This is a genomic window from Dendronalium sp. ChiSLP03b (genome assembly GCF_034531165.2).
In the GTDB taxonomy this organism is placed as follows: Bacteria; Cyanobacteriota; Cyanobacteriia; order Cyanobacteriales; family Nostocaceae; genus Dendronalium; species Dendronalium minutum.
Window position 1 is genome coordinate 1 of the sequence record NZ_JAVRBR020000020.1, and the last position, 23,832, is coordinate 23,832.

Below are 23,832 nucleotides of genomic sequence, written 5' to 3' on the forward strand. Positions count from 1 at the left end.
CCAACCTCATAAAGCAAGACTTTGGGATGCTGAAACAAAACAGAAATTAGCTGAAGTGACATTCACTAATATCGTTGGTGATGCTTGGAATGAAGCAACCTTAAATCCACCTATTGAGATTCAACCTAACAAAGTTTATATTGTTTCTGCTGATGTGCTGAAAAATTTACCACGACAAGGTAGCTTTTTTGCCATGCCTTTTGTTAAAGGGTCAATTACTGCACTAGCTACAACTGAATCTACTAATGGCGTATTTGCTTATTATGATTTAGAGGGAGGATATGACGACCCAGCATTAGCTCCTGTTTTCCCACAATGGAGTTTTGAAAATAGTTATTACTATCAAGACATTGTTTTTGAAAGTAATGGTGAGCCGACTACTCTTCATATTAGAGAACATGTTATCAATCATCCTATATTTTTAGAAAATTTAAAACCTGGGACTCAAAACTGGTTACAAATAAACTACGCTAAAGGTTTAGAAATTGCTGCTTTTATGACTGCTGAATCTATTAATAAAGGCGAGTCAATCGATATCAAAGCAAATGTTCTCAACCCTGGTGATATCAAAATTGAAGTTTACAGATTGGGGTATTACGGAGGTATAGGTGCAAGATTGGTCAGCACAGCTGATAATATTCCAGCAATTAAGCAACCTATATCTAATGAGCAAGTTGACACTCAAACAAAACTTGTTCGTTATGACTGGGTAAAGACCTACACGATTACAACTGATGACACTTGGGTTACTGGTTGTTATATGGTTAAATTAACCGATAAAATCACAACTAAACAATGTATAGCATTCTTTGTTTTGCGAGATGATGCTTTAGAATCTGATGTTATTTATAAATTTGGGTTTGCAACTCATCTTGCTTACAATACTTTTGCTTATGATGAAGTTAACAGAAAATCAACTTATTCAAAGGGTGAGAGAGCATTACAGATTAGCCACGATCGTCCGTGGGAAGCTAACACTTATAATACCGACGCAGTAAATAGTAATCCCTTACGATGGGAAGTGAATACTATTCGTTGGTTAGAAAAGAATTGCTATCGCGTTTCTTACTGCTCAGGTCAAGATATTGATAAAAATGGCTCAGCTTTTGTCACCAAATATCGCGTCTTTATGAATAGCGGTCACGACGAATACTGGAGCTTCAAAGAATACAAGGCAATTAAAGAATCAATAGAAGCTGGCGTGCATGTCGTTTCACTTTCAGCCAATACTTGTTACTGGAATATTAAATGGCATGATGACTATAGGACAGCTGACCTTTATAAGCTGAACGAGCCACTGGCAGGCGGTGTAGTCTCTAACTATGTACCAGACACATTTAATATTCCCCCTACTTACCGTTTTCGTGACCCAGATTTACTTGGTAAAACATTTGACGGATGTCAAATTAGAGGTGAATGTGGATTATTAGGTGTCGGATATATCGGTGATATTAGTAATATTTATGGAGGCTACGATCTGACAGTCAAAAAAGACCATGATGTTTTTAGAGAAACTGGTTTGACAGTAGGTTCTAAACTCAATCAATTACTAGGTTATGAGTGGGATCATATCGATCCATCTCCCCAAGCACAGCCTCAAATTAAATCAGATACGCCCAACTTTTTAGACTGTATTATCTTTGAATCCACTATCCCCAATACTATTCCCGATATCTCTAATGTTTCTCAGTCATTTTTAGGGGATTTACCCATGCAAGCAGTGCAAACATCTCACAGTGTCTACTTTACAACTCCCAGTGGTGCTAGAGTTTTTGCGATTGGGTCAATTCAATCAGTTTGGGGGTTGGATTCATGGGAAGTATTACCTGCTAGAGAATCTACAGCTTATCAGCGATTGATTTACAATGTATTTGAAGATATGGGTGTATGGGGAGGATTCGCGCCACCTGTGTCAGTGCAATTAATGGAACGTATGATGACACCGCACTTCCTAGAAAATCAGCCAAGTCCAGAACCACATCATTTTAATAGTTTGTTGCAGCACATTGGTGCGTTATTGACTCAAGCCACAGATGAAAGTGTGAAGTCTAAATTAGACCTAGCACTCAGACAATTAAGATATGGCGATTATAAGGCAGTACGAAAATACTTAATGGATGCTGGCTATCCCGAACTAGTTTCACAGGTTTCTAATCCACCCTCAATTAAAGGGTGAATAGTTCAAATGGGACAAGGGAGAAATTATTGAAATTTTACCTATGGAATTAACTTTGACGTTCTACTGTGTTTCTCTAGATGCGATCGCTTTCTAACGATCCCAACTAGGAGGCAGTTCTAAAGGCAGCGTACCTAACATACCTTTGCGAAAATCTGTTAAAAGTTGCCTAGCCGTTCTCTCTACATCGCCTTTGTAACGATGTTCCGCTAAAGCATGTAAGTATGCTTCTCCTGTGTGGTTTGTGGAGTCGAGTTCGTAACGTGACTGTAGTGGTAGTTGTGGGAATAAATCACTAGCTGTGGCTTGGAGTTCATTGAGTAAATCTACGAAGGCTGATGCTACTAATTGATTATCGTAAGATGCTTGACCAATATCGTCACAAATGGCTAATTTCAAGGCGGCATCTTGATTTTCCAACTTAACAGGGATGACACCAGGAGCATCTAGTAATTCCAACTGTTCGGAAATTCTTACCCAACGTAAGGAGCGAGTCACTCCCGGACGGGCGGCACTTTCTACCACACGTCGCCCCAACAGACGGTTAATTAAGGCTGATTTGCCAACATTGGGAAAACCAATGACTACAGCACGGACTGGACGGGGTAACATACCGCGATCGCGTCTGCGTTGATTGAGTTCCACCCCAGCGGCTTGGGCTGCTTTGGAAATTGCGATTACACCTTGACCTTGTTTAGCATTGGTAAAATAAGGGACTTCTCCTTGACTTCTGAACCAATCTATCCAAAGCGATCGCACTTGGGGAGTAATCATATCTAACCGATTCAGTACCAACACTCGTGTCTTGCTTCCCACCCACTCACCTATTTGGGGATGGTGTGTTGCCAAGGGAATCCGCGCATCTCTTACCTCCAGCACCACATCTACCCGTGAAAGCTGTTCTTTGAGATTCTTTTCAGCTTTGGCAATATGACCTGGATACCATTGGATCAGGTTTAATTTATAGTTATTAGTTATAGCCATAGTTTATTATTAATTACCAATTACTAATTATCGCTAATAAAAGTGCCGATATTTTCCCACTCAGCACTTAATCTTTGGCTTGATGCAAAATCAGACGATTGCCATCGGGGTCGTAGGCGTAAATTTCTCTACCGTGGGAAGCAATTGAGATTTCTCTAGGTGGGGGATAGCCTAGGTTGGTGAGGTGGGCGATCGCATCTTCCAGATTGCTTACCTCTAAACACAAACTTAGCTTACTTTGAGTTGAGTTTTCAAATTCAGGTTCATGTATTTTTTGAGGTTGAAAAATACCCAACCTCAGACCAGTAAGTTGAAACTCAGCATACACATTCGGGATGAAATTAGTTGGTTTTTGCCCAAGTAACTGGGTATAGAAATTCACCAATTTCTCAAGATTAACTGTTGCTAAAGTAACAAGCGCATCTGTATATTGAAAAATCATATAATGTTCTAATAAATCCCGCTGTCTGATATGTCTGCGTTGGTAAGCTGCATCTCGATCGCTTACTGAGTTCAGATACTTATTAAAGTCAAACAATACTTTCTGACCTCTCAGTTTCTCTAGTTTTGCGATCGCAGTGCAGGAATTATTGCGCTCCATAAGTTAATAATTTGCACGATTTAAAAAATTAAGTCTTTACTGCACCATCACACACAACTCGAAAACCAACGCGACTACAGAAGTAGTCGTAGTTATCTCAGCCACGATTTGCTGAAGGAAAAAACGTTAACTATAGGCATACTTGCATACCAAGAACCTAGTTAAAATACCAAACTTTTCACAATAACGCTATACTCCCGTAACAAAACCGCCATAAACGCTGTCTACATTAGTAATACATTTAAATATCTTTCCAGACGGCGATGAAAAACCAAATACACAACGAAAATCAGCCTTTGATTGATGCCAAACGCTATAAAAATGCACCCTTGAAAAAGGCAGCCGCCTCTCTATCGTTGGTGCTACTGGGATCGGGTATGACATTAGCAGGTGGTTATTTAGCTGGACATCATCAGGAATTGTCTGAGAGTGCTTCTAAACTGGCAGTGAATCGAGTCAATGCAGCCCCCCCATTACCAGCTGCCACAGATCCTAACTTTGTGATCCAGGTAGTGCAAAAGGTCGGGCCGGCTGTAGTCAGAATTGACTCTTCTCGAACAGTAAAAAGCCAGTTGCCCGCTGAATTCAACGACCCATTTTTTCGCCGTTTCTTTGGATCTGAACTGCCACAGCAGGAGAACAGGGTAGAACGTGGTACTGGTTCGGGTTTTATCATCAGTGGTGATGGACGCATTCTTACCAACGCCCACGTTGTTGCTGGTGCTGACACAGTAACCGTAACACTCAAGGATGGGCGCAGCTTTCAAGGTAAAGTGTTAGGGAAAGACGAATTAACAGATGTCGCCGTTGTTAAGATTCAAGCAGATAACTTGCCAACAGTGGCTTTGGGTAACTCCAACCAACTGCAACCAGGAGAATGGGCGATCGCGATCGGTAATCCCCTTGGGTTAGATAATACTGTAACTACAGGGATCGTTAGCGCCACCGGACGCAGTAGCAATCAAATTGGTGCACCCGATCAGCGAGTAGAGTATATTCAAACTGACGCAGCAATTAATCCTGGTAACTCTGGCGGTCCCCTGCTCAATTCCCGTGGCGAGGTAATTGGCATGAATACAGCTATCATCCAGGGCGCACAAGGAATAGGCTTTGCCATTCCCATCGACACAGCACAACGCATTTCCAGTCAACTGATAGCCACTGGCAAAGTGCAGCATCCCTATCTAGGTATTCAAATGGTAGGGTTAACACCTCAGATCAAGCAAAATCTTAACTCTGACCCCAACAGCGGTTTGAGTGTAGATGAAGATAAAGGTGTGTTAGTTGTGAAAGTTATGCCCAATTCACCAGCTGCTAAAGCAGGAGTGCGTGCTGGTGATGTGATTGCAAAGCTTAACGGTGAATCAGTCACAGATGCTAGCAGCGTCCAAAGAGCAGTAGAAAATACTCAAGTTGGCTCAGATTTGCGTTTAGAACTGCGACGCAATGGACAAAATCTCAACTTAGCTGTAAAACCTGGCGCTTTTCCCACTCAACAAGTGCAATAGATTTTTTTTGAAAAAGGGATTGGGGATTGGGGTTAGTAAGTTATCAGATTTGTCTTTGCGTCCCCCCGTCCCCGCGTCGGTCAAAACGCAAAATCTCAAAAACCTACACTTGTCATACCATTTCCCAAAAATAATGATACAGATCCAAACCCAGAAACCTAGACTAAATGGGACTTTCTTAATTACGAATTACGAATTACGAATTACGAATTGGTATCAGCTGCTGCTCTGCCTTCTTCAACGTCCTATTAAATATCGTAGACCTATTAATAACAAAAATATACCATACAACTTCTTCATAGTTTCACTACTAATAAATGGCTGATTAGCAAACAACGCTCCAAATAAATTACCAATCACCAAACCAATAGCAATTAGTACAGCATATTTAATATTAATGTTGCCATTACGATAGTAAACTGCTGCTCCTAAAATTCCAATTGGCAAAATTTGTGCAGCCAGAGAAGTGCCGGTAGCAAACTTTTGATCCAAACCAACTAGCAGCACCATTGCTGGTACCATAATTGCACCACCGCCGATACCAAACATACCACCAGCAACACCGGCAACAAGACCGATGAGCAACATTTGAATAAGTATATTAGACATACAAAACTGTTGTTTTCCTATTAATTATAAACTGATTTGATTTGACAATATTGACTTTGGCAGCATACCATGAACGCCTTTTTGAGGGCTATTAACAACTTGAGTGATGCGAAAGTTCACAGCTAAACTACACAAAACATAAGCCTCTTCTGCCGATAAATTTGTGAACCGTTTCAAAAAATCAATCATATTTTTGAGAGCTAGTTCTAAAGCTTCATCTAAAGTTTGAGCAAACCCCATTGTGATAATATCAGTAGATGTTTCAGCAATGGGTATTGCTAGGTGCAAATCCTTGCGAAGTTTAAGCATGATTTTACCGTTCATGGAAGTTTCAATGGCGGTAACATTAACTTCGCCATCTCCCTGAGCTGAATGCCCATCCCCAATAGAAAACAACGCACCTGGAACGAAAATAGGCAAAAATACGCGGGAGCCTGTTTGGAGTTCGCGGTTGTCGATATTACCACCATAAGAGCCAGGTGGAATTGAAATTCGGTCATTTTCTGGCGTGGCGACACCTAGAATCCCAAAAAATGGTTTCAGAGGAATTTTAATGCCGCTATTTTGGGGAAATTCGGCAATGTTGTTTGCTAAATCCAAAGGAATGAATCTTAGCGCAGGTTGCGAAAATAAGTGTGGTAAAGCACCCCAACCCGTACGAATTGCATTGAAGCCAACGGGTAAGCTAGGTGCGATCGCTTCTAATATTACTTCCAAAACATCCCCAGGTTCCGCATCCCGCACATAAACTGGCCCTGTCAGTAAATGCGGTCCCGCTGCAATTTTACGTTCTGGTGCAAGATTTTGACAAATATCGAGAAGTTCTGGTGTGAGAAACTCTAGTGGTGCTTTGTCGTAAACGTAATAACCACTGTAAGTTTCTACATCAATCGTGTCCCCCGAATCAATAGTGAGGGCTGGTTCTAGTAGGTGCGAGAAACCACCTAGATGCACAGTTTCTTTAGTAGCTTTTAATATGTGATGAGTCATGTTCCTTTGCTGGCTTTATAGTATCTTTATTTAAAACCCAAGTACTCCGGGATTTATCACAAGTTCTGTGTGTAAATTAAACTTGCACATTTGTATGCTCCCCCTAAGAACTGCTGACAATACAACTAAACTATAAAAATGAATCTAAAGTACGGTCAATTAGATATATTGGAGCAAGAACTGGAAACGCTTCTACCCATGCATCGAATAGCGTTTGCGGCAGCTTGCTGTGAGAGATTGTTTCCAAACTATGGCATTTTCCTGCGAGAAATAAAAGAACAAGGCTGGAATGAGCAAGATCCCATAAGAGAAGCACTTGACGAAATCTGGGGATTTTTGGCAGGTAAAAAGGTCGATGTATCAAGATTTCGTCAGTTATTATTTAATTGTGAAAGATATTTCTATGACTCTGAAAACGAAGAAACTCCAGAAGGACAGAGAGGCGCGTGGATTGTCTGTAATACTATAGAACTTTGTCTCGCTCAAACTCCGCAACAAACTTTTTTAGTAGCAAAAGAAATAGACGAAACTCTTTTTGAGTATATAGATTATTTAAGATGCCAGTCTGAAGATGAAAGCTCGGAAGACATTTCCCACGAACAACTATTAGAAATAGTTGCTAACCATCCGTTTACAGTACGAGAAATGGCAAAACAAAGCGAAGACTTGCAGCGTTTGCGAGAAATTCCTACCTTAACTCCTGAGTTTTTACAGTGGCTGCGTACTTCTTCTGAAAATGGTGGTAAAAGTTTACTCGATTTAAGTTGAGAAAACAATCGTGAAGGGTGTGACTAAAAAACCTCAAGAAAACGCAGCGTCAAATTTAGATGCTGTAAAAATTAAATGGTTTCACCACCGTCTCTCTACATGGGGAACACAAAACTTACGCGATTTTCCTTGGCGGCAGACTTGCGATTCTTACGCAATTCTCGTTGCAGAACACCTGCTGCAAAAAACAGATGCAATTACGGTTGTTCCTATCTACAAAGCATTTCTCTTCAAATATCCTACGCTCGAAAACTTAGTTAAAGCAAGCATTGATGAATTGAACGAACTGCTAAAGCCTTTAGGTCTTTACTTCCGGGCAGAAAGACTGTACCAGTGCGCTCGTATCATCATAGAGCAGTATGGAGGAAAAATCCCCAATTCAGAAAAGCAGTTGCTTGAATTACCTGGAATCGGTAAATATACAGCTCGTGCTATCTGTTCTCAAGCCTTCAGTCAACCGCTAGCCGTACTCGATACTAACGTAGCTCGTATCCTTGAGCGCTTCTTTGGTTTACAAGGAGAAAGAGTTAAATCACGCTGTAAGATTCTTTGGCGTGCAGCAGAAACAATTGCTCCCGATAAGGAAGTTGGCAAGTGGAATTTAACCTTACTAGACTTCGGAGCTATGGTTTGCAGGGCCAAAAATCCTCTTTGTAATGATTGTCCACTTTCGGCAAAGTGCGATTATGTCCAGATACAACCGAACGACAGTAAAAAAATACTTCTATCTAGTAGTTTAAAATAGCACTTTGTTCGGATAATTACCTTTGATATATACTTGACATTAACAGGCTGTTTAATATGTCTTACTCTACTTTAGTTCTAGGCTAGAACTAAAGTAAAACTAAAGTATCATATTGTACATAATTTTAAAATTCTGTCTTAGACCATTAACTCAATTAAAAAGTTTTGTACAAAATGCTTATTTCAGGAGCCATCCAGAAGTTTGATTGCTATATTGTATTAAACTAATTATTCTGGCAAAGATGGGTAGATCTGTGCGTAATGATTTACATGGCTTGGAGATTAGTCAAAGAGAATTACAAATTTTGACTAATTTGCCTGTTAAAGATGAACTAATAATCATTAGTAATCCTTTGAATCAAATAGGAAAACAAATTATAAAAAAAATTAAAGGTTCGGAAGGGCCTACTGTAGTTTTTCTAGTTTTTTCTACATTTGTTTTTAGTTATCTGGTTTTTGATATTCTTATTAAGCTCTTTGCTACATGGATTACGATTCCATCCTGGCTATTATTAATTATATTATGCTTATTGGGTGGAGGAATAACACAAATATTTTTATATTTTTGGTGGAAAAAAAGACTTGAAATACTTAAAAATAATTTGACAAACTCTTTGCAAATTCTTTTACATGATGTTGATAGATACAATTCTATTATTAAAGCAATAGATATTAATGACCAAATAGAAGAAGCTGGTAATCCCGGAGTCAGCATTAAGGAAAGAGAGAAAGTTCTTGAAGCACTACAACTTACAAGAAATGATTTAGTGCGTGCTTTGAAGACAGAAAGAATTTTGAGAGAGAATAAAAATTTTATTCTCAGGAATACAGAGCTATTCGTCAATAATTTAGCAACTTTAACAGCAATGCAAGTTACTGAACAGGCGACTGAGCATGGAAGGTTACTTAATGAAGCCTTGCAGATTGCATTAGATGTGCAATATGAAATGCAAAAATTGCAAAGTCAAGAATAGGTAGAGGGGGATGGGGGAGGCAGAGGGTTAGAGAAGCAGAGGGGCAGAGGAGAGAATTCTGAAATAATTTCTCTATGTTCCTGCGTCAACAGGTGTAGACTACCTGCATATTCTTGACCTACAACAGCGAGTCAAATCGATCGGGGGCTAGCATATAGATACCTCTTTTGCTAGATTCTAACTTGCGTCTTTACTGTAACTGCTGTGAGTGTAGTAGCGACAATTGGCTATGCCTCTGGGTATCTGGGTTCGACTGCCTTTCAGGCTAAAGATGCTCTACTGAGCGAACAACCTCTTTTGTGTCAGCCTTGACTGGAAGTTACGACATTTTCATATATAGTTATGAAATTTTTTCATCGGGACTGCCTTTATTGTTAAAGTATGTTTCAAGCTACTCGTCGTCGTCTTGCTCTTTGGTACACCGCGATTACGGCTGTATTATTACTGCTATTTGCCAGTGGAGTGTATTTATATGTCCGCAGTACATTAATTGAGCGGATTGACGATACCCTCAATCATGTGGTGGAAATAGTAGAGCGATCGCTTGTCATTGAACCAGTCAACAGCGATGTCGATCAATTCCGTATTAGTGTAGAAGCCAGTTTTCGCAATAATGCTGACACTGTAGAAGATGACCACATCGATCTAGAGTGGTTTAGCCCAACTGGTGAATTACTCTGGTCAACTCTTTCCGAATCCCTAAATATTCCGATTCATGCTAACCGTACTGGCGAAACTGTGCGAGTAATCAAGGGAGAAAAGGGGACTTGGGGCGACTCAGGACTGTTATTACGACAAATCACACAAAGAGTAGAAATCGGACGGCAGGTATTAGGATATCTGCGTGTCAGCCATCCCTGGTTTGAAGTCACTAAACCCAGTCGCCAACTCATATTTGATTTGGCACTTGGTACATTTTTAATGGTGCTTTCCGTGGCTGCAAGTGGTTGGTTTCTTTCAGGTAAAGCTATGGAACCTGTGGGCGAATCTTATCAACGCCTCAAACAATTCACTGCGGATGCCTCGCACGAACTCAGAAGTCCTATTACTTTGATTCAAACTAATGTGCAAGTTGCCCTAGCTGACTTGGAGTGGAGAGAAGCAGAAGCCACCACTTCTTCAAATTATCGCCAACAGTTAAAGGTAGTGGAACGATTAACGCAGCGTTTGGGTAAGTTAGTCAATGATTTACTTTTTCTGGCACGACAAGACAGTGGTAGTAGCAAAGATATCTTTTCACCTTGTCCGTTAGATGCCTTGCTGATGGAAGTGGTTGAAGAACAACAATTGTTAGCGACGGAAAAAAAAATTATTTTGAATCTAGAGTTGATTGACCCTCCCGCCTCCGAAACTAGCCCGGAATTGCTAGAAAACTGGTTTACGCTTGTAGGCAAATGGGATCAACTAGTGCGGTTATTCACGAATTTGATTAGCAACGCTTTGCAATACACCCCATCAGGGGGACGAGTGAATGTCGAATTGGTGCGTTTAGAGGGAAGTAATCGCGTCTCTAGAATTCGTTACAGCACTCCTCTGTTGCAAATTAAGGTAAGTGATACCGGAATTGGGATTCCCGCAGAGGCACTACCACGCTTGTTTGACCGCTTTTATCGAGTAGATCCCGCGCGTACCCATACGGCTGAGAACACAGCTACAGACAGTACTACAGGTTCAGGATTAGGACTAGCGATCGCTCAAGCTATTGTCGAACATCACCAAGGTCAAATTCAAGTTGAAAGCTGTGTTGGCAAAGGTACTACTTTTATTGTCACTTTACCAATAACTCTTGAGCCTTAATTTTATACTGAAAATTTGTTTCTTCTGACAGATGAAGAGTAATAACTTTAACTATTAACTTTATATAATGAAGCTTGCAAAATTGAGTCATCAATTTAAATGATACGTCCACTTTGGCAAGACCTTGGCATCTTCAATATTGATAGCGATCGTTTTTTATTTCGAGTGGCAAATAAAGGCGGAATGCCATTATAATGTAGAGCGCTGATAGTTAGTTAAGGCTGTATTTTCTGCCACTAGCGATGAATTATCATCATAAAGAATTTAGAAAATTGCTAGCTATTTATCTTATAAAGTCCGCAAAATTGGGTAAGCAGCTTAATAGTAGCAAACAATCTAACTAAGATTTCTAAGTTATAAAATTTAACTAATTTACAACTCAGCCTAAATTGGTAAATTTGTTTTTTTAGCTTATATCCGTAGTTAGATAAAAACATAAGACTCAATTGTTAAATTGAGATTATTCTATAAATTAACCTAATTCATAACAAATCAAATCGATTGATACAGCTATTTTTTGCTTTTGTATTTAATTTAATCTGCAAAATTGGGAAATTTTAAGTCAATCAATAAAGAAATCTCAAAAAAACCTTGATATTTTTCCAGGAGTTAATAGATGAATACACATTCCCAAAGAATTCGCAAGTTTACTAACTTATTTGGTGTAATTTGTGGCGGATTACTGATGAGTTTGCCAGTAATTCCTAGAGCAGTAGTAGCACAGCAAACTACTTCTCCCAAAGTTAACCCCTGCCCTAGTATTTTCTACGAAGAACCACACAATAATCGGGTTATAGTGCCGCGAGGCTGTCCTCCTAATGCTCTCACTCAAAGACTAGCTGCTCAAGGGTTGCTTCCCGTTACTCCTGTTCCTACTACTCCATCCCCATATCAGACAGGACTGGGCGTTGGCGGCGAAACACCCCAATCAGGGACTCCCGGTATTAATCCTTGTCCCCGTATTTATTACGAAGAACCTTTTAACAGTAGAAATATAGTGCCTCAAGGGTGTCCGCCTAATGCTATTACCCAACAACAGCAGGCACTAGGAATAACTCCAAGTCAAGTCACTCCTGTTAGCCCGTCAGTTTCTCCAACTAAACCGACTCAACCATCCGTATTACCACCGCGCCAAGCTCCTAGTACTACGATCGCCCTGGCAAATGGTAGGGTTAATATCAGGTTAGTAAATAACACTGCGGCGAATGTAACTTACCAAGTAATTGGCGATACAGCACCGCGATCGCTACAAGGTAAGTCAAATGTGACACTACAAGGTTTAAGCGCACCAGTAACAGTAACATTCCAACGCGAAGATGGCGGACTACTTTTAGTAACGCCGCAACCCACTTCAGAGCCAGGTATCTTGGAAGTGACGTTTAAGGAAGCTACTGATGTAAGTAGAGATAGAGGTGCATTAAGAATTGATCCAAACGGTTCAGTATTTTTGAATTAGGCTAAAAAAAGAGTTAGGAGAGACGCGATTAATCGCGTCTCTCCTAACTCTAATTCATCGCTTCAGCATTTGAGTCAATCTATCAATCAATCGCACTTCCTGTTTGTTATCTTCCAGAGTTCGTGCCACTATAATTGCTCTTTCATAAAAATTACGGGCAGTTGGGTAATTACCTAACTGCTCGTACAACTTTGCATAGGATTCAAAAGAATTCAATTCTTCTCGCAGATTTTCTAATTCTTGAGCGAGTGTTAAACGTTGCGCTAGTAAATCAAATGCCCGTTCGTAGCGTCCTACAGCACTGTGAGCCGTTACTAAACCATCAATTGCTCGTAATTGGTTGGAACGATCGCGGGTTGTTTTCGCAACTCGCATTGCTGCCCCATAAGAACCAATGGTATCCTGATAATTTCCGGCTGCTAGATAAGCATCACCTAAATTATTCAAAGTATTTGCCTCACCGATGGTATCGCCAGTTTGACGGCGGAAAGTTAAAGCAGTTTCATAAAGTTTAATTGCTTTGTTGTAATCTCCTAGCCTAGCTGTTACTAAACCCAAATTACTCAGAGATAGTCCTTCACCTTCAATACTTTTGATGTTTTGAGCAATTGCGAGTCCTTCTTGAACCGTTTTGCCGGCAGCGACGGTTTCTCCTGCTTGGAGTAATAAACTAGCAATATTATTTAGCGCAAAAATCTGTGCTTGAAAGTCTTTGGTATCACGAGCGATCGCTAATCGTCGGCGTAATGCATCTTCCCCTTCTTTGAAACGACCTAGTTGGATATAAGCCTTTGCTAATAAATCATAAGTTAGACCTTGTGCTTTGATATCTCCAATCGAGTGATAGATATCTAGTGCCTGCAAGCAAGAATCTATTGTTTTTTCGGAATACCCTGACGCGTTCTGTTGTTCAGCGATACGCACTAAACTGTCTGCTTCATCTCTTGATTCTCGCCAACTCGAACTACTTAAGGGGCGATGGAGTTGTTGAGTAATATCCGCAGCACTTGCTGTTACAGGACTCAACAAAAAAGTAAAAAGTAAAAAGTAAGTAAAAAACTTGAATTTATTAACCCTGCCTAAGGCAAGGGTAGCGCCATCCAGAATCTCCAACTGATAGCCTTCGCTGCGAAGGGTTGGAGCTAAGTTCAAAATAGTATGCTTTCGGAATAAATGCCGTTGTTTCATAAAACTTACCCGTGAAATTTCGGGTTTCAGTATAAGATTCAAGTAAAAGTTTTATTTCTTAGCAGTAACACCATCAGCATACGCGTTAATACTTAAGTTATGATTTGGCTGAATCTTCTCCCAAGTAGATAGCGCGGATATCTGGCGGTAATTTGTCCTCTAGCATAAGATAGCCTTCCTGGAGAAAATTGGCTACTTCAAGAGGCGATATCTTTTCTCCTTCGGCTTGTAGATAGGCGGCAATTCTAGTTTCGCTCCAGTGGAAAGTTTGAGCCATTAAGACCATCAAGCGCAAAATAGGTGGTAATTGGTCTAATGCCTGTTCTACGTAGCACCATAGCGGTGGTGAAGTCGCTTGGAGCGAATAATGAATTGCTTCGGTTGGGGGTAGCTTAATTTCGTTGATACAGAAAGCCGTAATGTTAATTAGCCAATTTTGCAAGGTTAAGGCTTCTTGGCCTAGTTGAGGATTGGTTAAATTGAGTCCGCCAAGTTCGTAATAGATATGTCGCCAAGTCAGGGCAAACAGATAATCTGCCTGTACAGGCGATCGCGCCGAATGCTGAATCAAGGTGTAAACTATGGGACTGTAGCGACAAAAAATCACCGTAAAGTACTTTCCAGCCTCTGGATGGCTCTGAAACAGACTCAGCAGTTCTTGGTCGCTGTGATGAAACAGCGACTTGACTAGCGGGTGGTTAGCTTCGGGAAAATGAGGAATTTGCATAGGCTTAACAGTAGATAGTTGTTAAAATAATATTGGGAATAGGAGTTTTGTCGTCAGCAACATCATATTTTTACAATGAGTCTGTTTATTGTGAAGACTCAAACACTTTAGTATTGATACACTAGGAACAAGGACTTAAATTTCAGTCTTTATCGACAATAATAAAAGCGGCTCCTTATACAATCTTTAATTTGTTCATGGTTATAGCAGCTAGTGTGATGCCTTTTCTGCTCGCTCCGTTGACTTTAGGCTCTTTTTTGCCTTCCCTGCCCTTGGATAGCTTATTCTCCACCCAAGGCATTATGGTGATGCTGCTGGCGGCATACGCTGGCGCTATGTGGATGTTCCTCACCAGTGCCCCAAAGGTACATACCGTAATGGTGTCCGATTTGGAGATTGCCCGACAGTTGTATGAAGGGCTGCTAGATTTGCCAGCAGCTGAAGTGCCGTTGCACTACTACTACAACTACGAGCAAACCATGGGCACAACCGGGATCGATCCACTATACATGTCCACCAGTCCCAGCTGGTCTGGCAAAACGATGAACAATGCCAACGATGGACTGTGGTATCAGATCAAGAAAAACACCCAACTGCACATCATTACTGGGGCGAGTCTGGGTAGCAAAAATCAGCAGCGTCACGTTTGTTTCGATCGCGACTGCCTCGACATGATTTTAATGCGAGTAGAAACGCGTGGTTTAAAGTTCAAGATTCGCAACCAAAAGCCCCTCAACTTTCTAGTCAAGGACTATGAAGGACGCATTATTGAACTGGCTGAAGTAGCGAACTAGTCATTAAATTATAAAATTTTAGGTTGGGTAGTGCGATCGCATCACCCAAATTTTTTAGCAAGTGAGATATTCTCTCTACAATATTTAAATCGGGTTGATGAGCAAGTCGAATAATTACCCGACACTATCAGCATTGTCATCATCGTAAACCTTGGCAAATGAAAGCAGCCCAATAGCGAGGATGTGAAAAGGGAAATTGCTGTGTGGAGTTTTCGATTTCTTTAATTCGTCTGTTCAATTTGGCGTACAGATTATATTCATGCTTCCATTGTTCATATTCTATAGAACCTGAAGGATACTTTTTTCTATGTCCTATCAGTTCTTTTTCTTTTGCTTCTACTTCCTGAAATATTTTATTAAGGTCTAATTTTGTAAATTCTCGTAGCTGAATTTGGGCTTTATGTAAAGCTTCAGGACGGCTGTAATTTTGTTGTCTATGTTGGTAGTAGAAGATAGAAAATAGTGCTGTTGCTAAGTCATCTACTACCCATAAACTACTAACAACGCTTCTAGCACCTGCACACAAAAAACCTGTGGCAAGAGTAAGAATATCATCAGTCAGGGATGGAATACCGAGATTTGTTTCGCAGCAAGAGAGAAACACTTCTACAAGTTTAGGTAAACGCCAGCTTGGTGTCATTAATTGCCCCAAGGTGATGTTACCATCAGCTAATTTTAGCTGTGATTCTAAAGGATTATCGAGGCGAGATACCGCATGGTGGGAGGAATGAAGTACTTGAACTTGTTGTGCTAAGTGTCGATAGTTTTTACAAGTAGCTTGACTACTGCCGATTAATCTGTTGTTTAGTGGAATATTATACATTTGGGCGATTTGTTCGCCTTCAAATCTGGCACAGGGAAGATTATCTTCGGCATCTTCCACAGTTCCATATTGTCGAGAAATTTGATTAAATATCTCTACATTGTCGCGTTGTTGACAAAATTCTAATATTTGGCAACTTGGGGTGTAACGAATGAGAAATTTATCTCCTAAATCTTCTTGATATTCTCCTGTAGGTAAAGCAGCGAAGGGAATTTGATGCAATAACAGGTGAGGGACTAATATTAATTCTTCTATTCCTTGAAGATGTTGGGATATGAGTTCGGATATTTGTAGACGTTCAGTTAGTTCGCGGAGAATACTGTTAATTTGAGTTTCCCATTTTTTGGGATCATTCATATAAGGCAATAACCAATTCTGCTCTATCCAGCCTTGCAACGTCTTTAAACCTTGTCCTGTGCAAGTGTGGAGAGTAATTTTGTTTTGCTGCACAACAAAAATATGGGTGTCGCTGTTGGTAGTGTAAAAACTGAGGATAGCTGTATTGGTCTGGTCAATTAGCTTTTGAATTTCTGACAAGCTGAGGTGATTAACTTGAATTTCTCCAGCTAATACAGGATCTTCGCGTCTAAGATTTTCCCAAACTTGTTGTTTTTGGGTTTCTAAAGATGCGATCGCTTCATTATAAGCTTCCCAAGCAGCGCGTGTTTCACTACGATTATTTTCATATTTATGGCTTTGGCGTTCTCGATCAATTTGCCGTTGCAGTTCTTCGTATTGCTGCAATAACTCTTGAACTTTCGGGGGGATTTCTTCGCCTTGAAAAAGGTTGTAGCTTGCCATTAAGTCTACCAAGCGTTTGGAACGCGATCGCTCTGAATATTCAAAAGCTTTGTCTATTTGTCCTGCGTTAATGCAAGCTTGCACCATACTTTCGTAAATGCCAATAAAATCCTCAAGTGTCTTTTGACGGTTAAATTCTGACTTTTCCCAATTACGTTTTTGCTCAAGGGCATCAATTGCTATACAGTAGCCATCTATAGCTAATGGCCAAAGTTCAGCACTAGAAGCAGCATTACCTAAATGTCGCGCCGCAGCTAAACAATAAAAAGGAAAAGAAGTAGGAGTGTATGTTTCCAGCACTAAAAGCGAGGATTCGATTACTTCTTGTATTAAACCTTGTTCGTAGTATATGTTACATAAATTAATTTGAATCATCGCCCATTTTTCAGGAAAGCTTTCACGAGTAAAAACCTGTAAAGCTTTTTCGTAGCAAATTATAGCTTTTTCAACATTATTGTTCTCATTTTTATCAATATATTCTGCATAGACAATGCCCAAATTATTATTAACTAAAGCCCAATATTCAGGAAAAGTTTCTGGAGTTAAAATTTGTAGGGCATTGTTATAGCAGTTAATAGCAATCTCCCGACTGTTGCTACAATTGGCATCTTCTTTTTTGAGATAGGCATTTCCTAAATTCATCTGAGTTCTAGCCCAGTATTCAGGAAAAGCCTGATGAGTAAAAATCTGCATAGCTTTTTGTGAGCAAGTTATAGAATCTTGAATATTCTCATCCGGATTACCATAAATACGTTGAGAGTAAACCGTTGCTAAATTATGCTGTGCCCAAGCCCATTGTTCTGGGTTTTCTATAATATTAAAAATCTGTAAAGCATTTTTAAGGTGAATAATAGAAAGTTCTAGATTCTCTGCTTTATCGTCACGTATGCGATCTCGATAGGCAAGCCCCAGAATATTTTGTACTTCTGCCCAGTTTTGTGGAGCAATTTCATAACTACGAATTTTTAAAGCTTCTTGACATAAATTAATAGCAGTTTCTAAATTTTGCGCTCTATCTTCTTCTATACGTTCCCAGTAAAGATATGCCAGTATAGTTTGTGCTAATCCCCATATTTCGGAGTAAGTAGTTGAAGTAAATACAGTTTGTCCTACTTGACAACACACAAGAGCGATTTCTAAATTATCAGACTTATTACCTAATGGAAACTCTCTAAGACGCTTACTAAAATCAAGAATGGCTGCTGCTATTACTGCTGCTTCATCAAAAGTTAATTGAGGTAAAATAGATATTTGCCAATTTTCTAATAAAATAATCAGTCTTTTATCTAGTTTATCTAAGTTTGCTTCCAAAAGTGGATAAATTGCTTTAAAGTTGCCTGTACTATTCAAAGTTGCTTGTAATGCTATATTTAAAAATTTTCTGGAAATTTCAATAGATACTTTTTCAGCTACTTCATATAAATAAGCAGCTTTTTCTTTATCTCCTTGTTCTAAAATAATATCAACACAGTTATTAAGTATATTTAGAAATCGATCGTCAATAACCAATTCCTGATTAGCCATCAAAATATATCCTTCTTCTCCAGTTGGACAATTTAAAATTTCTTTAATGATACTTAAATACGTTTTTATAAGTTGTTCATATTCTTTATTACTAAATTCTTGTTCCATATTAATTTAAATAATACCTAGTAATGCTTAATTCTAAAATTCTGCCAACTTATCCAGCAATTCCTCAGCTAAATCTAACAACTCAATTTCATCAAATTTATCACTAGTACCGCGATTACTTTCTCCACCCGTCACATTAGCGGCCAAAATATTTTTCACAGCAAAAATCCTGTCTTCTTCCTCTGAGAGACTAAGGCATTTTTCCAACTCTAAAGCAACTTCTTGAATTGTCCTTGAACCTAAACGCGCTCTTACTTTCACTGCTACTGAATCGTCACTTTCTAGCAGTTTTACTAAAGCTGTTCTCAGTTCATAATCCTCACTGGAAAACTTCTCAATCGCTGTACGAACATATTCGCGGACGCTCATGTTTGCCGCTAATGCCTTTTGGAAAACTACATCCGGTACATCTACCAGCAATATACCTTCGTTATCGCTGGCTTGATATAAGTCATCCCCTTTTTTGATGGCTACCAGCAAATCTGCACCCAAGGCGTGTAAATAGTGCAACACAGATTCCAACTCATGTTCCTTTAATGCCGATTCCAATTTGGACACCGCTGCTTGTTGTACTCCTAACTTTTCCGCTAGCTGTGCCTGAGTCAGTCCTGTCTTATTACGTATTTCTCGCATGGCATCAGTAAGGTAGAGGCGTAAGTACTCTAACTTTCCCGCCAAAATCACCTCTGGTTCGTCGCTTACCTTTTGCTGCAACCAAGCTTGAAAATTAGGCTTTTTCATCACTGTTCCCTCTGCTGCAATTCACGTAATCTTACTCTTGCAGGTTCTTTGTCTCTATCTTTGATCGCGCCGTTGTATTTTTTCATAAAGGCGTGCAACACTACAAACCGTTCAGGTGTAGCAGCCGTTAAGATAAACCTTGGATTATGTTCGCTCTTGGTCATACGTAACTCATACAGGTCATCTTCTAGCTTCTCAAAGATGTCACTGGTGAGTGATGCGAGTCCTTTGTTGCACAGGTAGCCAAGATTAACTTGCAAACGCTTGGTTTCGGAAGCAGTCAGTAATGGCTTTGGTGGATTTGCTGGTTGTTCCTCTTCGGGAATCATCCTGATGAAAAAAGCAAGTAAATCTTTGGGAATTTCCCCATTGACATCTTGATAAAGTTCCCAAGTCCAAGTCACTTCCTACCTCACAATATAGTATTCCTTGTAAGGAATGTCAATCTATTATTCTTTTAAAGGAATAATATATAGGATACGTGAGTACAACTTAGGTAATCAAAGAATTAGTCATAAAAATGGTGCGTTATGGCTTTGTCTAACGCACCTTACTATTTCTATACAATTGCCAGTGTTGATTAAGTTTCTGATTCTGGTAATGCTTCTGCTTTCTCTGGCTTGAGTAAGGGGAAGGCGATCGCATCCCGAATACTGGCACAATCAGTTAATAACATCACCAAGCGATCGATCCCAATCCCTAAACCTCCTGTAGGTGGCATTCCGTATTCCAAAGCTGTCAGAAAATCTTCGTCTACACCTTGCGCTTCTAAGTCGCCAGCAGCTTTTCTTGCAGCTTGTTCTTCTAAACGTTCTCTTTGGTCGATGGGATCGGTAAGTTCCGAGAAGCTGTTGGCTGTTTCTCGTCCTACTATAAATAACTCAAATCGTTCCACCAAACCAGGTTGAGAACGGTGGGGCTTTGCTAACGGCGAAATTTCTACAGGATAGTCAATTACAAAGGTAGGTTGAATTAAATTTTCCTCTACCTTTTGTTCAAAGGCTTCATTCAAAAGTTTGCCAACTGATGGCACATCTTCAATATCTTCAAGTCCAGCATTTTTACTTGCTGCTTTTGCTTCCTCCAAAGTTTGAAATGACTTGAAATCTAAACCCGTATATTCCTTCACTAAATCATGCATTGTCACTCGCCGCCAAGGTGGTGTTAAATCCACAGGTTTCTCTTGGTAGGTAATTTCTAGCGTTCCAAGAACCTCTTGGGCGACAGTGGTAATTATTCCCTCTGTCAGCGCCATCATGTCATTGTAGTCGGCGTAAGCTTGGTAAACTTCAATCGTTGTAAATTCTGGGTTGTGACGAGTCGAAATTCCTTCATTACGGAAAATCCGCCCTAATTCAAACACCTTTTCAAAACCACCCACAATCAATCGCTTGAGATGGAGTTCTGTAGCAATTCGCAAATACAACTCCATTTCTAAGGTGTTGTGGTACGTGATAAAAGGACGTGCATCTGCACCGCCTGCTTCACTTTGCAGAACTGGCGTTTCAATTTCTAGAAAATCCCGTTCTTCCAAATAACGACGAATTCCGGCGGTAATTTGGGCGCGGCGGCGGAAAGTTTGCCGCACTTCCGGGTTAACAATCAAGTCAACATAGCGTTGACGGTAGCGCTTGGCAATGTCCGTTAACCCATGCCTTTTATCAGGTAAAGGTAACAGAGATTTAGTCAGGATATTATATTGTTTGACGTAAATAGATAATTCGCCCTTTTCAGTCCGTTTGATAGTGCCTTTAACACCCAAGATATCGCCGATATCTGTAAGTTTATCGAGTTGTTTGAAAGCATTGGCAACAATATCTGCCATACTTTCGTCAATGCGCTTTTTTTCTAGGTAAAGCTGAATTGTGCCTGTTTCATCTTGCAAGGTGACGAAGGCTAGTTTACCCATAAAACGACGCAACATGATGCGTCCGGCGATCGCTACTTCTAAATCAACTTCTTCACCGCTGGGTAAATCAGCAAATTGTGCTTGCAATTGCGCCGCGTGATGGCTAGATTCCCAACGATAGGCGTAGGGATTCATTCCTAGCTGCTTTAGCTGTTCTACTTTCTCCAGCCGCGTGGCACGAATATCTTCTTCAGACATATTTACGAACTTTCAGGGGGCAAAGATAATTATAAATGCTGCGATCGAGTGGGGCGATTATCTACAATCTATAAAACTTTCAGATTTGGTGTTGCCATCAAACACTACCAGAAATTTGCCGTCGGGTATTAAGCGTTGAATAACCTGTAAATAACCATCAGCATCTGATTGGGTTCGGAAACGAGCCACAACAACGAACCTAGTTTGGAAGGCTAAAATCAAGAATTTATTTTGTAGGAAAATGTAACGATATCCTTGATTGCCTTTCCAGAAATTGGAGTCCAGATTAGTCAACTGTTTCCATAAGTTAGGCGATGCCTTTCATCAACAAGGCTTTTAGAGAAAATGTTATTAATATTTAACATTTCTTTCTGCCAGTCAAACCATTATTTTTGTCCTACTGTTAGGGAATGACGAGATAAGATAGCCTTCATCTTCAAGTTAGTAAATTGCACGATCGCTTTTACCAAGTCTTGCTGATCTGGTTGCAAATTCAATGTTTCTAACGCTTGAGTGATATTATTACCAGCACGTAGGTTTTGAACAAGTTGTGTACGCTGGGATGAGTTTAACACTGCTGCAACTTCTTTATTTCTTCTCTGACGTACAGCCTGGAGTTGTTGGCGTTGTAAAGGAGTTAACTCAATTTCTGAAAATGAAGTAAAGTACGTAGCAGCATTAGTAACTTGAGCAAAAATAACATTAGAACTAGCATGAAGTTGAACTGGTGCTGCCAAGGCAATTCCCGGCATTAAGATGACAAGAGCAAGAATATTAGCGAACACAAACATCCGTTTTGTAAGGTGAGTTGCCATATCGAGAAATGTCTACATCAGATTTAATTGTGTCCCACCTCAGGGGGACAGTAGCTTTGATTCTTTTTTAGCTGTAGTTCTCCACTTCCTGTTAGGGAGGCAGTAGTCCATCTAAAACTATTATCTAATCTAAGGGAATTACAAAAATAAATTATGTGATAGGGTAACTGTTTTAGAATAAGAGGGGGGAGATGAGGAAGACGCAAAGAACAACTACTGACAACTAACTCCTAACTTTTGTACAGACGCGATGAATGAGCCAGTGCGTTGCGGTGAATCAGCGCTGCAAAGAGAAGTTGCCATAGCGTAGCGAAGCGCGAGTCTTCTCCCAAGGGGAGACGCTACGCGAACGAGCGTCACGAGCGTCGGAGGGTTTCCCTCCGGAGCCACTTCTGTGCGGGGGTTCCCCCCGTTGAAGAAAGTGGCATCAGGCGACTGTGAACCCGTTCGCTGAAAGCGTTCCCGAAGGGTAGGGGGGTTCCCACGCCACTTGTTCCACTTGGGAAACCCCAAGACCACAGTGGCTCCCTGTTGTAGCAACTGGCATCGCGTCTGTACTCAGCACTCAAGATATTACTCAGACCTTTTCATTCTGTTAATTTCTTGTTGCAATTCTTCAACTTGCCGACGCAAATTTTCTGCTTCATTTTCTAAATTTTCTGCTGCAACATTTACTGCTCCGGAAGCAGGCGATCGCTGATAGTTTCCTTGGCGAATTTGCTGATATTCTTCTGATACTGCCCACTCACGTAAGTAATGCAAACGTTCCACAGGAAAAGGATGAGTAAGCATTGCACCTTGAAAACCAGTGTACATCAAGAATTTATACACTTGGTTCAGTCCATCTTCATCAAGTGCCTGATAATTTTCTGACTGTTTAATAAACTCTTGTAAACTGTACTCATTGGCATATTTGATACTACCGCCCGTGACTTTCATCATTGAGGAAATCACAGGATTTAAGTCATCCATGACTAACAAAGCGGCGCGATCGGAGGATAACTCAGCTTTACGTCGCCATTCATAAAAGGCAAGTAACAAACCTTGACTGACAAAATCACCAATGCCAAAAGTCAATTCACCAACTCTTGAAGCGACACTCCTCGCCCATATCGCCATTTGAATTAAAATAGTATGACCACACTTAATGTGCCCTAATTCATGGGCTAGTACTGCCCTAATTTCGGCTTCGTTTAGTAAGTCTAATATCCCCGTATTTATGACTATGTAAGGATGCTCTTGTCCAAGTGCGTAGCTATTAGCTTGGGCATTTTGCTCAACAAACAGTGCTGGTTCTGGATAAATATCCAAATCTCGTACACATTCTCGAAAAACCTGGTAAATAGTGGAATATTGGCGCGGCCCGACTTGGATGGTGTTGCCCATTAAATAGACTAATTGAGGGCGTTCAGCGAAAAATTCCACAAATTTACGAGCGACAAAATCAAATCCTGGTAAATTACGTAAAGCTTGCTCAGCTTGGCTATCTAGTGGATGCCTGAAGGCTTCGCTGGCAATTCCTGCGTAGGTTGGCATAATTGGTTAATGGTTAATGGTTAATGGTTAGTGGTCAGTAGTCAGTGGTCAGTAGAAAAAC

General features: G+C 40.3%; 22 protein-coding genes and 1 pseudogene. 9 read left to right on the top strand and 14 right to left on the bottom strand.

Annotated features, from left to right (window positions below):
• On the top strand, positions 1-2,176 hold a 2,176-nt coding region (locus tag RMY31_RS05850), incomplete at its 5' end, for a N,N-dimethylformamidase beta subunit family domain-containing protein (RefSeq protein WP_409877437.1).
• A 93-nt stretch (positions 2,177-2,269) separates the two neighbouring features.
• On the opposite strand, the gene ylqF is transcribed toward RMY31_RS05850, so the two are convergent.
• Together ylqF and RMY31_RS05860 are read right to left on the bottom strand one after the other, a co-directional pair.
• The gene (gene ylqF / locus RMY31_RS05855; protein ID WP_322658157.1) at positions 2,270-3,160 is read right to left on the bottom strand and encodes a ribosome biogenesis GTPase YlqF; all 891 of its coding nucleotides are present in this window, start codon (positions 3,158-3,160) and stop codon (positions 2,270-2,272) included.
• Between the two features lie 67 nt (positions 3,161-3,227).
• On the bottom strand, positions 3,228-3,602 hold the full coding sequence (locus tag RMY31_RS05860; protein WP_322658202.1) for a VOC family protein: 375 nt from the start codon (positions 3,600-3,602) through the stop codon (positions 3,228-3,230).
• Between the two features lie 422 nt (positions 3,603-4,024).
• Here RMY31_RS05860 and RMY31_RS05865 point away from each other — a divergent pair, with 422 nt between their 5' ends.
• Positions 4,025-5,269: an HhoA/HhoB/HtrA family serine endopeptidase gene (locus RMY31_RS05865; RefSeq protein WP_322658156.1), complete on the top strand. Its 1,245-nt coding sequence runs from the start codon at positions 4,025-4,027 to the stop codon at positions 5,267-5,269.
• A 237-nt stretch (positions 5,270-5,506) separates the two neighbouring features.
• Here the strand turns inward: RMY31_RS05865 and RMY31_RS05870 are convergent, their stop codons facing one another.
• Positions 5,507-5,878 (bottom strand): sulfite exporter TauE/SafE family protein, encoded by a 372-nt coding sequence (locus RMY31_RS05870; protein WP_322658155.1) that lies wholly within the window; start codon positions 5,876-5,878, stop codon positions 5,507-5,509.
• A 24-nt stretch (positions 5,879-5,902) separates the two neighbouring features.
• On the bottom strand, positions 5,903-6,868 hold the full coding sequence (locus RMY31_RS05875; protein WP_322658154.1) for an acetamidase/formamidase family protein: 966 nt from the start codon (positions 6,866-6,868) through the stop codon (positions 5,903-5,905).
• A gap of 138 nt (positions 6,869-7,006) precedes the next feature.
• Between RMY31_RS05875 and RMY31_RS05880 the strand changes: the two genes are divergently transcribed.
• The 6 genes and pseudogenes from RMY31_RS05880 to RMY31_RS05905 all read left to right on the top strand — a co-directional run bounded on the left by RMY31_RS05880 (position 7,007) and on the right by RMY31_RS05905 (position 12,607).
• Positions 7,007-7,636, top strand: coding sequence for a DUF416 family protein (locus RMY31_RS05880; protein WP_322658153.1), 630 nt, complete (start codon positions 7,007-7,009; stop codon positions 7,634-7,636).
• Positions 7,637-7,655: 19 nt separating this feature from the next.
• Positions 7,656-8,381 (top strand): A/G-specific adenine glycosylase, encoded by a 726-nt coding sequence (locus RMY31_RS05885; protein ID WP_322658152.1) that lies wholly within the window; start codon positions 7,656-7,658, stop codon positions 8,379-8,381.
• 253 nt (positions 8,382-8,634) lie between these two features.
• On the top strand, positions 8,635-9,354 hold the full coding sequence (locus RMY31_RS05890) for a hypothetical protein (protein WP_322658151.1): 720 nt from the start codon (positions 8,635-8,637) through the stop codon (positions 9,352-9,354).
• Positions 9,355-9,735: 381 nt separating this feature from the next.
• Positions 9,736-11,151, top strand: coding sequence for a sensor histidine kinase (locus tag RMY31_RS05895; protein WP_322658150.1), 1,416 nt, complete (start codon positions 9,736-9,738; stop codon positions 11,149-11,151).
• A 102-nt stretch (positions 11,152-11,253) separates the two neighbouring features.
• A pseudogene (locus RMY31_RS05900) lies at positions 11,254-11,404 on the top strand (DUF2267 domain-containing protein); the annotation flags it as partial.
• 363 nt (positions 11,405-11,767) lie between these two features.
• Positions 11,768-12,607 carry a hypothetical protein gene (locus tag RMY31_RS05905; RefSeq protein WP_322658149.1) on the top strand — a complete coding sequence of 280 codons (840 nt, stop codon included), beginning with the start codon at positions 11,768-11,770 and terminating at the stop codon, positions 12,605-12,607.
• A 54-nt stretch (positions 12,608-12,661) separates the two neighbouring features.
• Here RMY31_RS05905 and RMY31_RS05910 read toward each other — a convergent pair whose 3' ends face one another.
• Positions 12,662-13,795: a tetratricopeptide repeat protein gene (locus tag RMY31_RS05910; protein ID WP_322658148.1), complete on the bottom strand. Its 1,134-nt coding sequence runs from the start codon at positions 13,793-13,795 to the stop codon at positions 12,662-12,664.
• A 97-nt stretch (positions 13,796-13,892) separates the two neighbouring features.
• Entirely contained in the window at positions 13,893-14,522 is a 630-nt protein-coding gene (locus RMY31_RS05915) for a sigma-70 family RNA polymerase sigma factor (protein WP_322658146.1), read from the bottom strand.
• Between the two features lie 197 nt (positions 14,523-14,719).
• Between RMY31_RS05915 and RMY31_RS05920 the strand changes: the two genes are divergently transcribed.
• Positions 14,720-15,316 (top strand): glyoxalase-like domain protein, encoded by a 597-nt coding sequence (locus RMY31_RS05920; protein WP_322658145.1) that lies wholly within the window; start codon positions 14,720-14,722, stop codon positions 15,314-15,316.
• 139 nt (positions 15,317-15,455) lie between these two features.
• Here the strand turns inward: RMY31_RS05920 and RMY31_RS05925 are convergent, their stop codons facing one another.
• The 8 genes from RMY31_RS05925 to RMY31_RS05960 form a co-directional block, all read right to left on the bottom strand.
• Positions 15,456-18,572, bottom strand: a complete 3,117-nt coding sequence (locus tag RMY31_RS05925) for a CHAT domain-containing protein (protein WP_322658144.1) — start codon at positions 18,570-18,572, stop codon at positions 15,456-15,458.
• A gap of 33 nt (positions 18,573-18,605) precedes the next feature.
• Positions 18,606-19,313 (bottom strand): helix-turn-helix domain-containing protein, encoded by a 708-nt coding sequence (locus RMY31_RS05930; RefSeq protein ID WP_322658143.1) that lies wholly within the window; start codon positions 19,311-19,313, stop codon positions 18,606-18,608.
• Entirely contained in the window at positions 19,313-19,717 is a 405-nt protein-coding gene (locus RMY31_RS05935) for a type II toxin-antitoxin system RelE/ParE family toxin (RefSeq protein WP_322658142.1), read from the bottom strand. Before RMY31_RS05935 ends, RMY31_RS05930 begins: the two co-directional genes overlap by 1 nt.
• 176 nt (positions 19,718-19,893) lie before the next feature.
• Positions 19,894-21,420, bottom strand: coding sequence for a lysine--tRNA ligase (lysS, locus tag RMY31_RS05940; protein WP_322658141.1), 1,527 nt, complete (start codon positions 21,418-21,420; stop codon positions 19,894-19,896).
• Positions 21,421-21,477: 57 nt separating this feature from the next.
• Positions 21,478-21,609, bottom strand: coding sequence for a hypothetical protein (locus tag RMY31_RS05945; protein ID WP_409877444.1), 132 nt, complete (start codon positions 21,607-21,609; stop codon positions 21,478-21,480).
• Positions 21,610-21,806: 197 nt separating this feature from the next.
• The gene (locus RMY31_RS05950) at positions 21,807-22,235 is read right to left on the bottom strand and encodes a hypothetical protein (RefSeq protein ID WP_322658139.1); all 429 of its coding nucleotides are present in this window, start codon (positions 22,233-22,235) and stop codon (positions 21,807-21,809) included.
• A gap of 213 nt (positions 22,236-22,448) precedes the next feature.
• Complete coding sequence (locus RMY31_RS05955) at positions 22,449-22,775, bottom strand: hypothetical protein (protein ID WP_409877446.1); 327 nt, start codon at positions 22,773-22,775, stop codon at positions 22,449-22,451.
• A 33-nt stretch (positions 22,776-22,808) separates the two neighbouring features.
• Entirely contained in the window at positions 22,809-23,771 is a 963-nt protein-coding gene (locus tag RMY31_RS05960; RefSeq protein ID WP_322658138.1) for a M48 family metallopeptidase, read from the bottom strand.
• Positions 23,772-23,832 lie beyond the last annotated feature (61 nt).

Bases quoted from the DNA above. Each gene is read 5' to 3' on its own strand.
- ylqF (WP_322658157.1), bottom strand. From the start codon at position 3,160: ATGGCTATAACTAATAACTATAAATTAAACCTGATCCAATGGTATCCA.
- RMY31_RS05860 (WP_322658202.1), bottom strand. From the start codon at position 3,602: ATGATTTTTCAATATACAGATGCGCTTGTTACTTTAGCAACAGTTAAT.
- RMY31_RS05865 (WP_322658156.1), top strand. From the start codon at position 4,025: ATGAAAAACCAAATACACAACGAAAATCAGCCTTTGATTGATGCCAAA.
- RMY31_RS05870 (WP_322658155.1), bottom strand. From the start codon at position 5,878: ATGTCTAATATACTTATTCAAATGTTGCTCATCGGTCTTGTTGCCGGT.
- RMY31_RS05875 (WP_322658154.1), bottom strand. From the start codon at position 6,868: ATGACTCATCACATATTAAAAGCTACTAAAGAAACTGTGCATCTAGGT.
- RMY31_RS05880 (WP_322658153.1), top strand. From the start codon at position 7,007: ATGAATCTAAAGTACGGTCAATTAGATATATTGGAGCAAGAACTGGAA.
- RMY31_RS05895 (WP_322658150.1), top strand. From the start codon at position 9,736: ATGTTTCAAGCTACTCGTCGTCGTCTTGCTCTTTGGTACACCGCGATT.
- RMY31_RS05905 (WP_322658149.1), top strand. From the start codon at position 11,768: ATGAATACACATTCCCAAAGAATTCGCAAGTTTACTAACTTATTTGGT.
- RMY31_RS05910 (WP_322658148.1), bottom strand. From the start codon at position 13,795: ATGAAACAACGGCATTTATTCCGAAAGCATACTATTTTGAACTTAGCT.
- RMY31_RS05915 (WP_322658146.1), bottom strand. From the start codon at position 14,522: ATGCAAATTCCTCATTTTCCCGAAGCTAACCACCCGCTAGTCAAGTCG.
- RMY31_RS05920 (WP_322658145.1), top strand. From the start codon at position 14,720: ATGGTTATAGCAGCTAGTGTGATGCCTTTTCTGCTCGCTCCGTTGACT.
- RMY31_RS05925 (WP_322658144.1), bottom strand. From the start codon at position 18,572: ATGGAACAAGAATTTAGTAATAAAGAATATGAACAACTTATAAAAACG.
- RMY31_RS05930 (WP_322658143.1), bottom strand. From the start codon at position 19,313: ATGAAAAAGCCTAATTTTCAAGCTTGGTTGCAGCAAAAGGTAAGCGAC.
- lysS (WP_322658141.1), bottom strand. From the start codon at position 21,420: ATGTCTGAAGAAGATATTCGTGCCACGCGGCTGGAGAAAGTAGAACAG.
- RMY31_RS05950 (WP_322658139.1), bottom strand. From the start codon at position 22,235: ATGGCAACTCACCTTACAAAACGGATGTTTGTGTTCGCTAATATTCTT.
- RMY31_RS05960 (WP_322658138.1), bottom strand. From the start codon at position 23,771: ATGCCAACCTACGCAGGAATTGCCAGCGAAGCCTTCAGGCATCCACTA.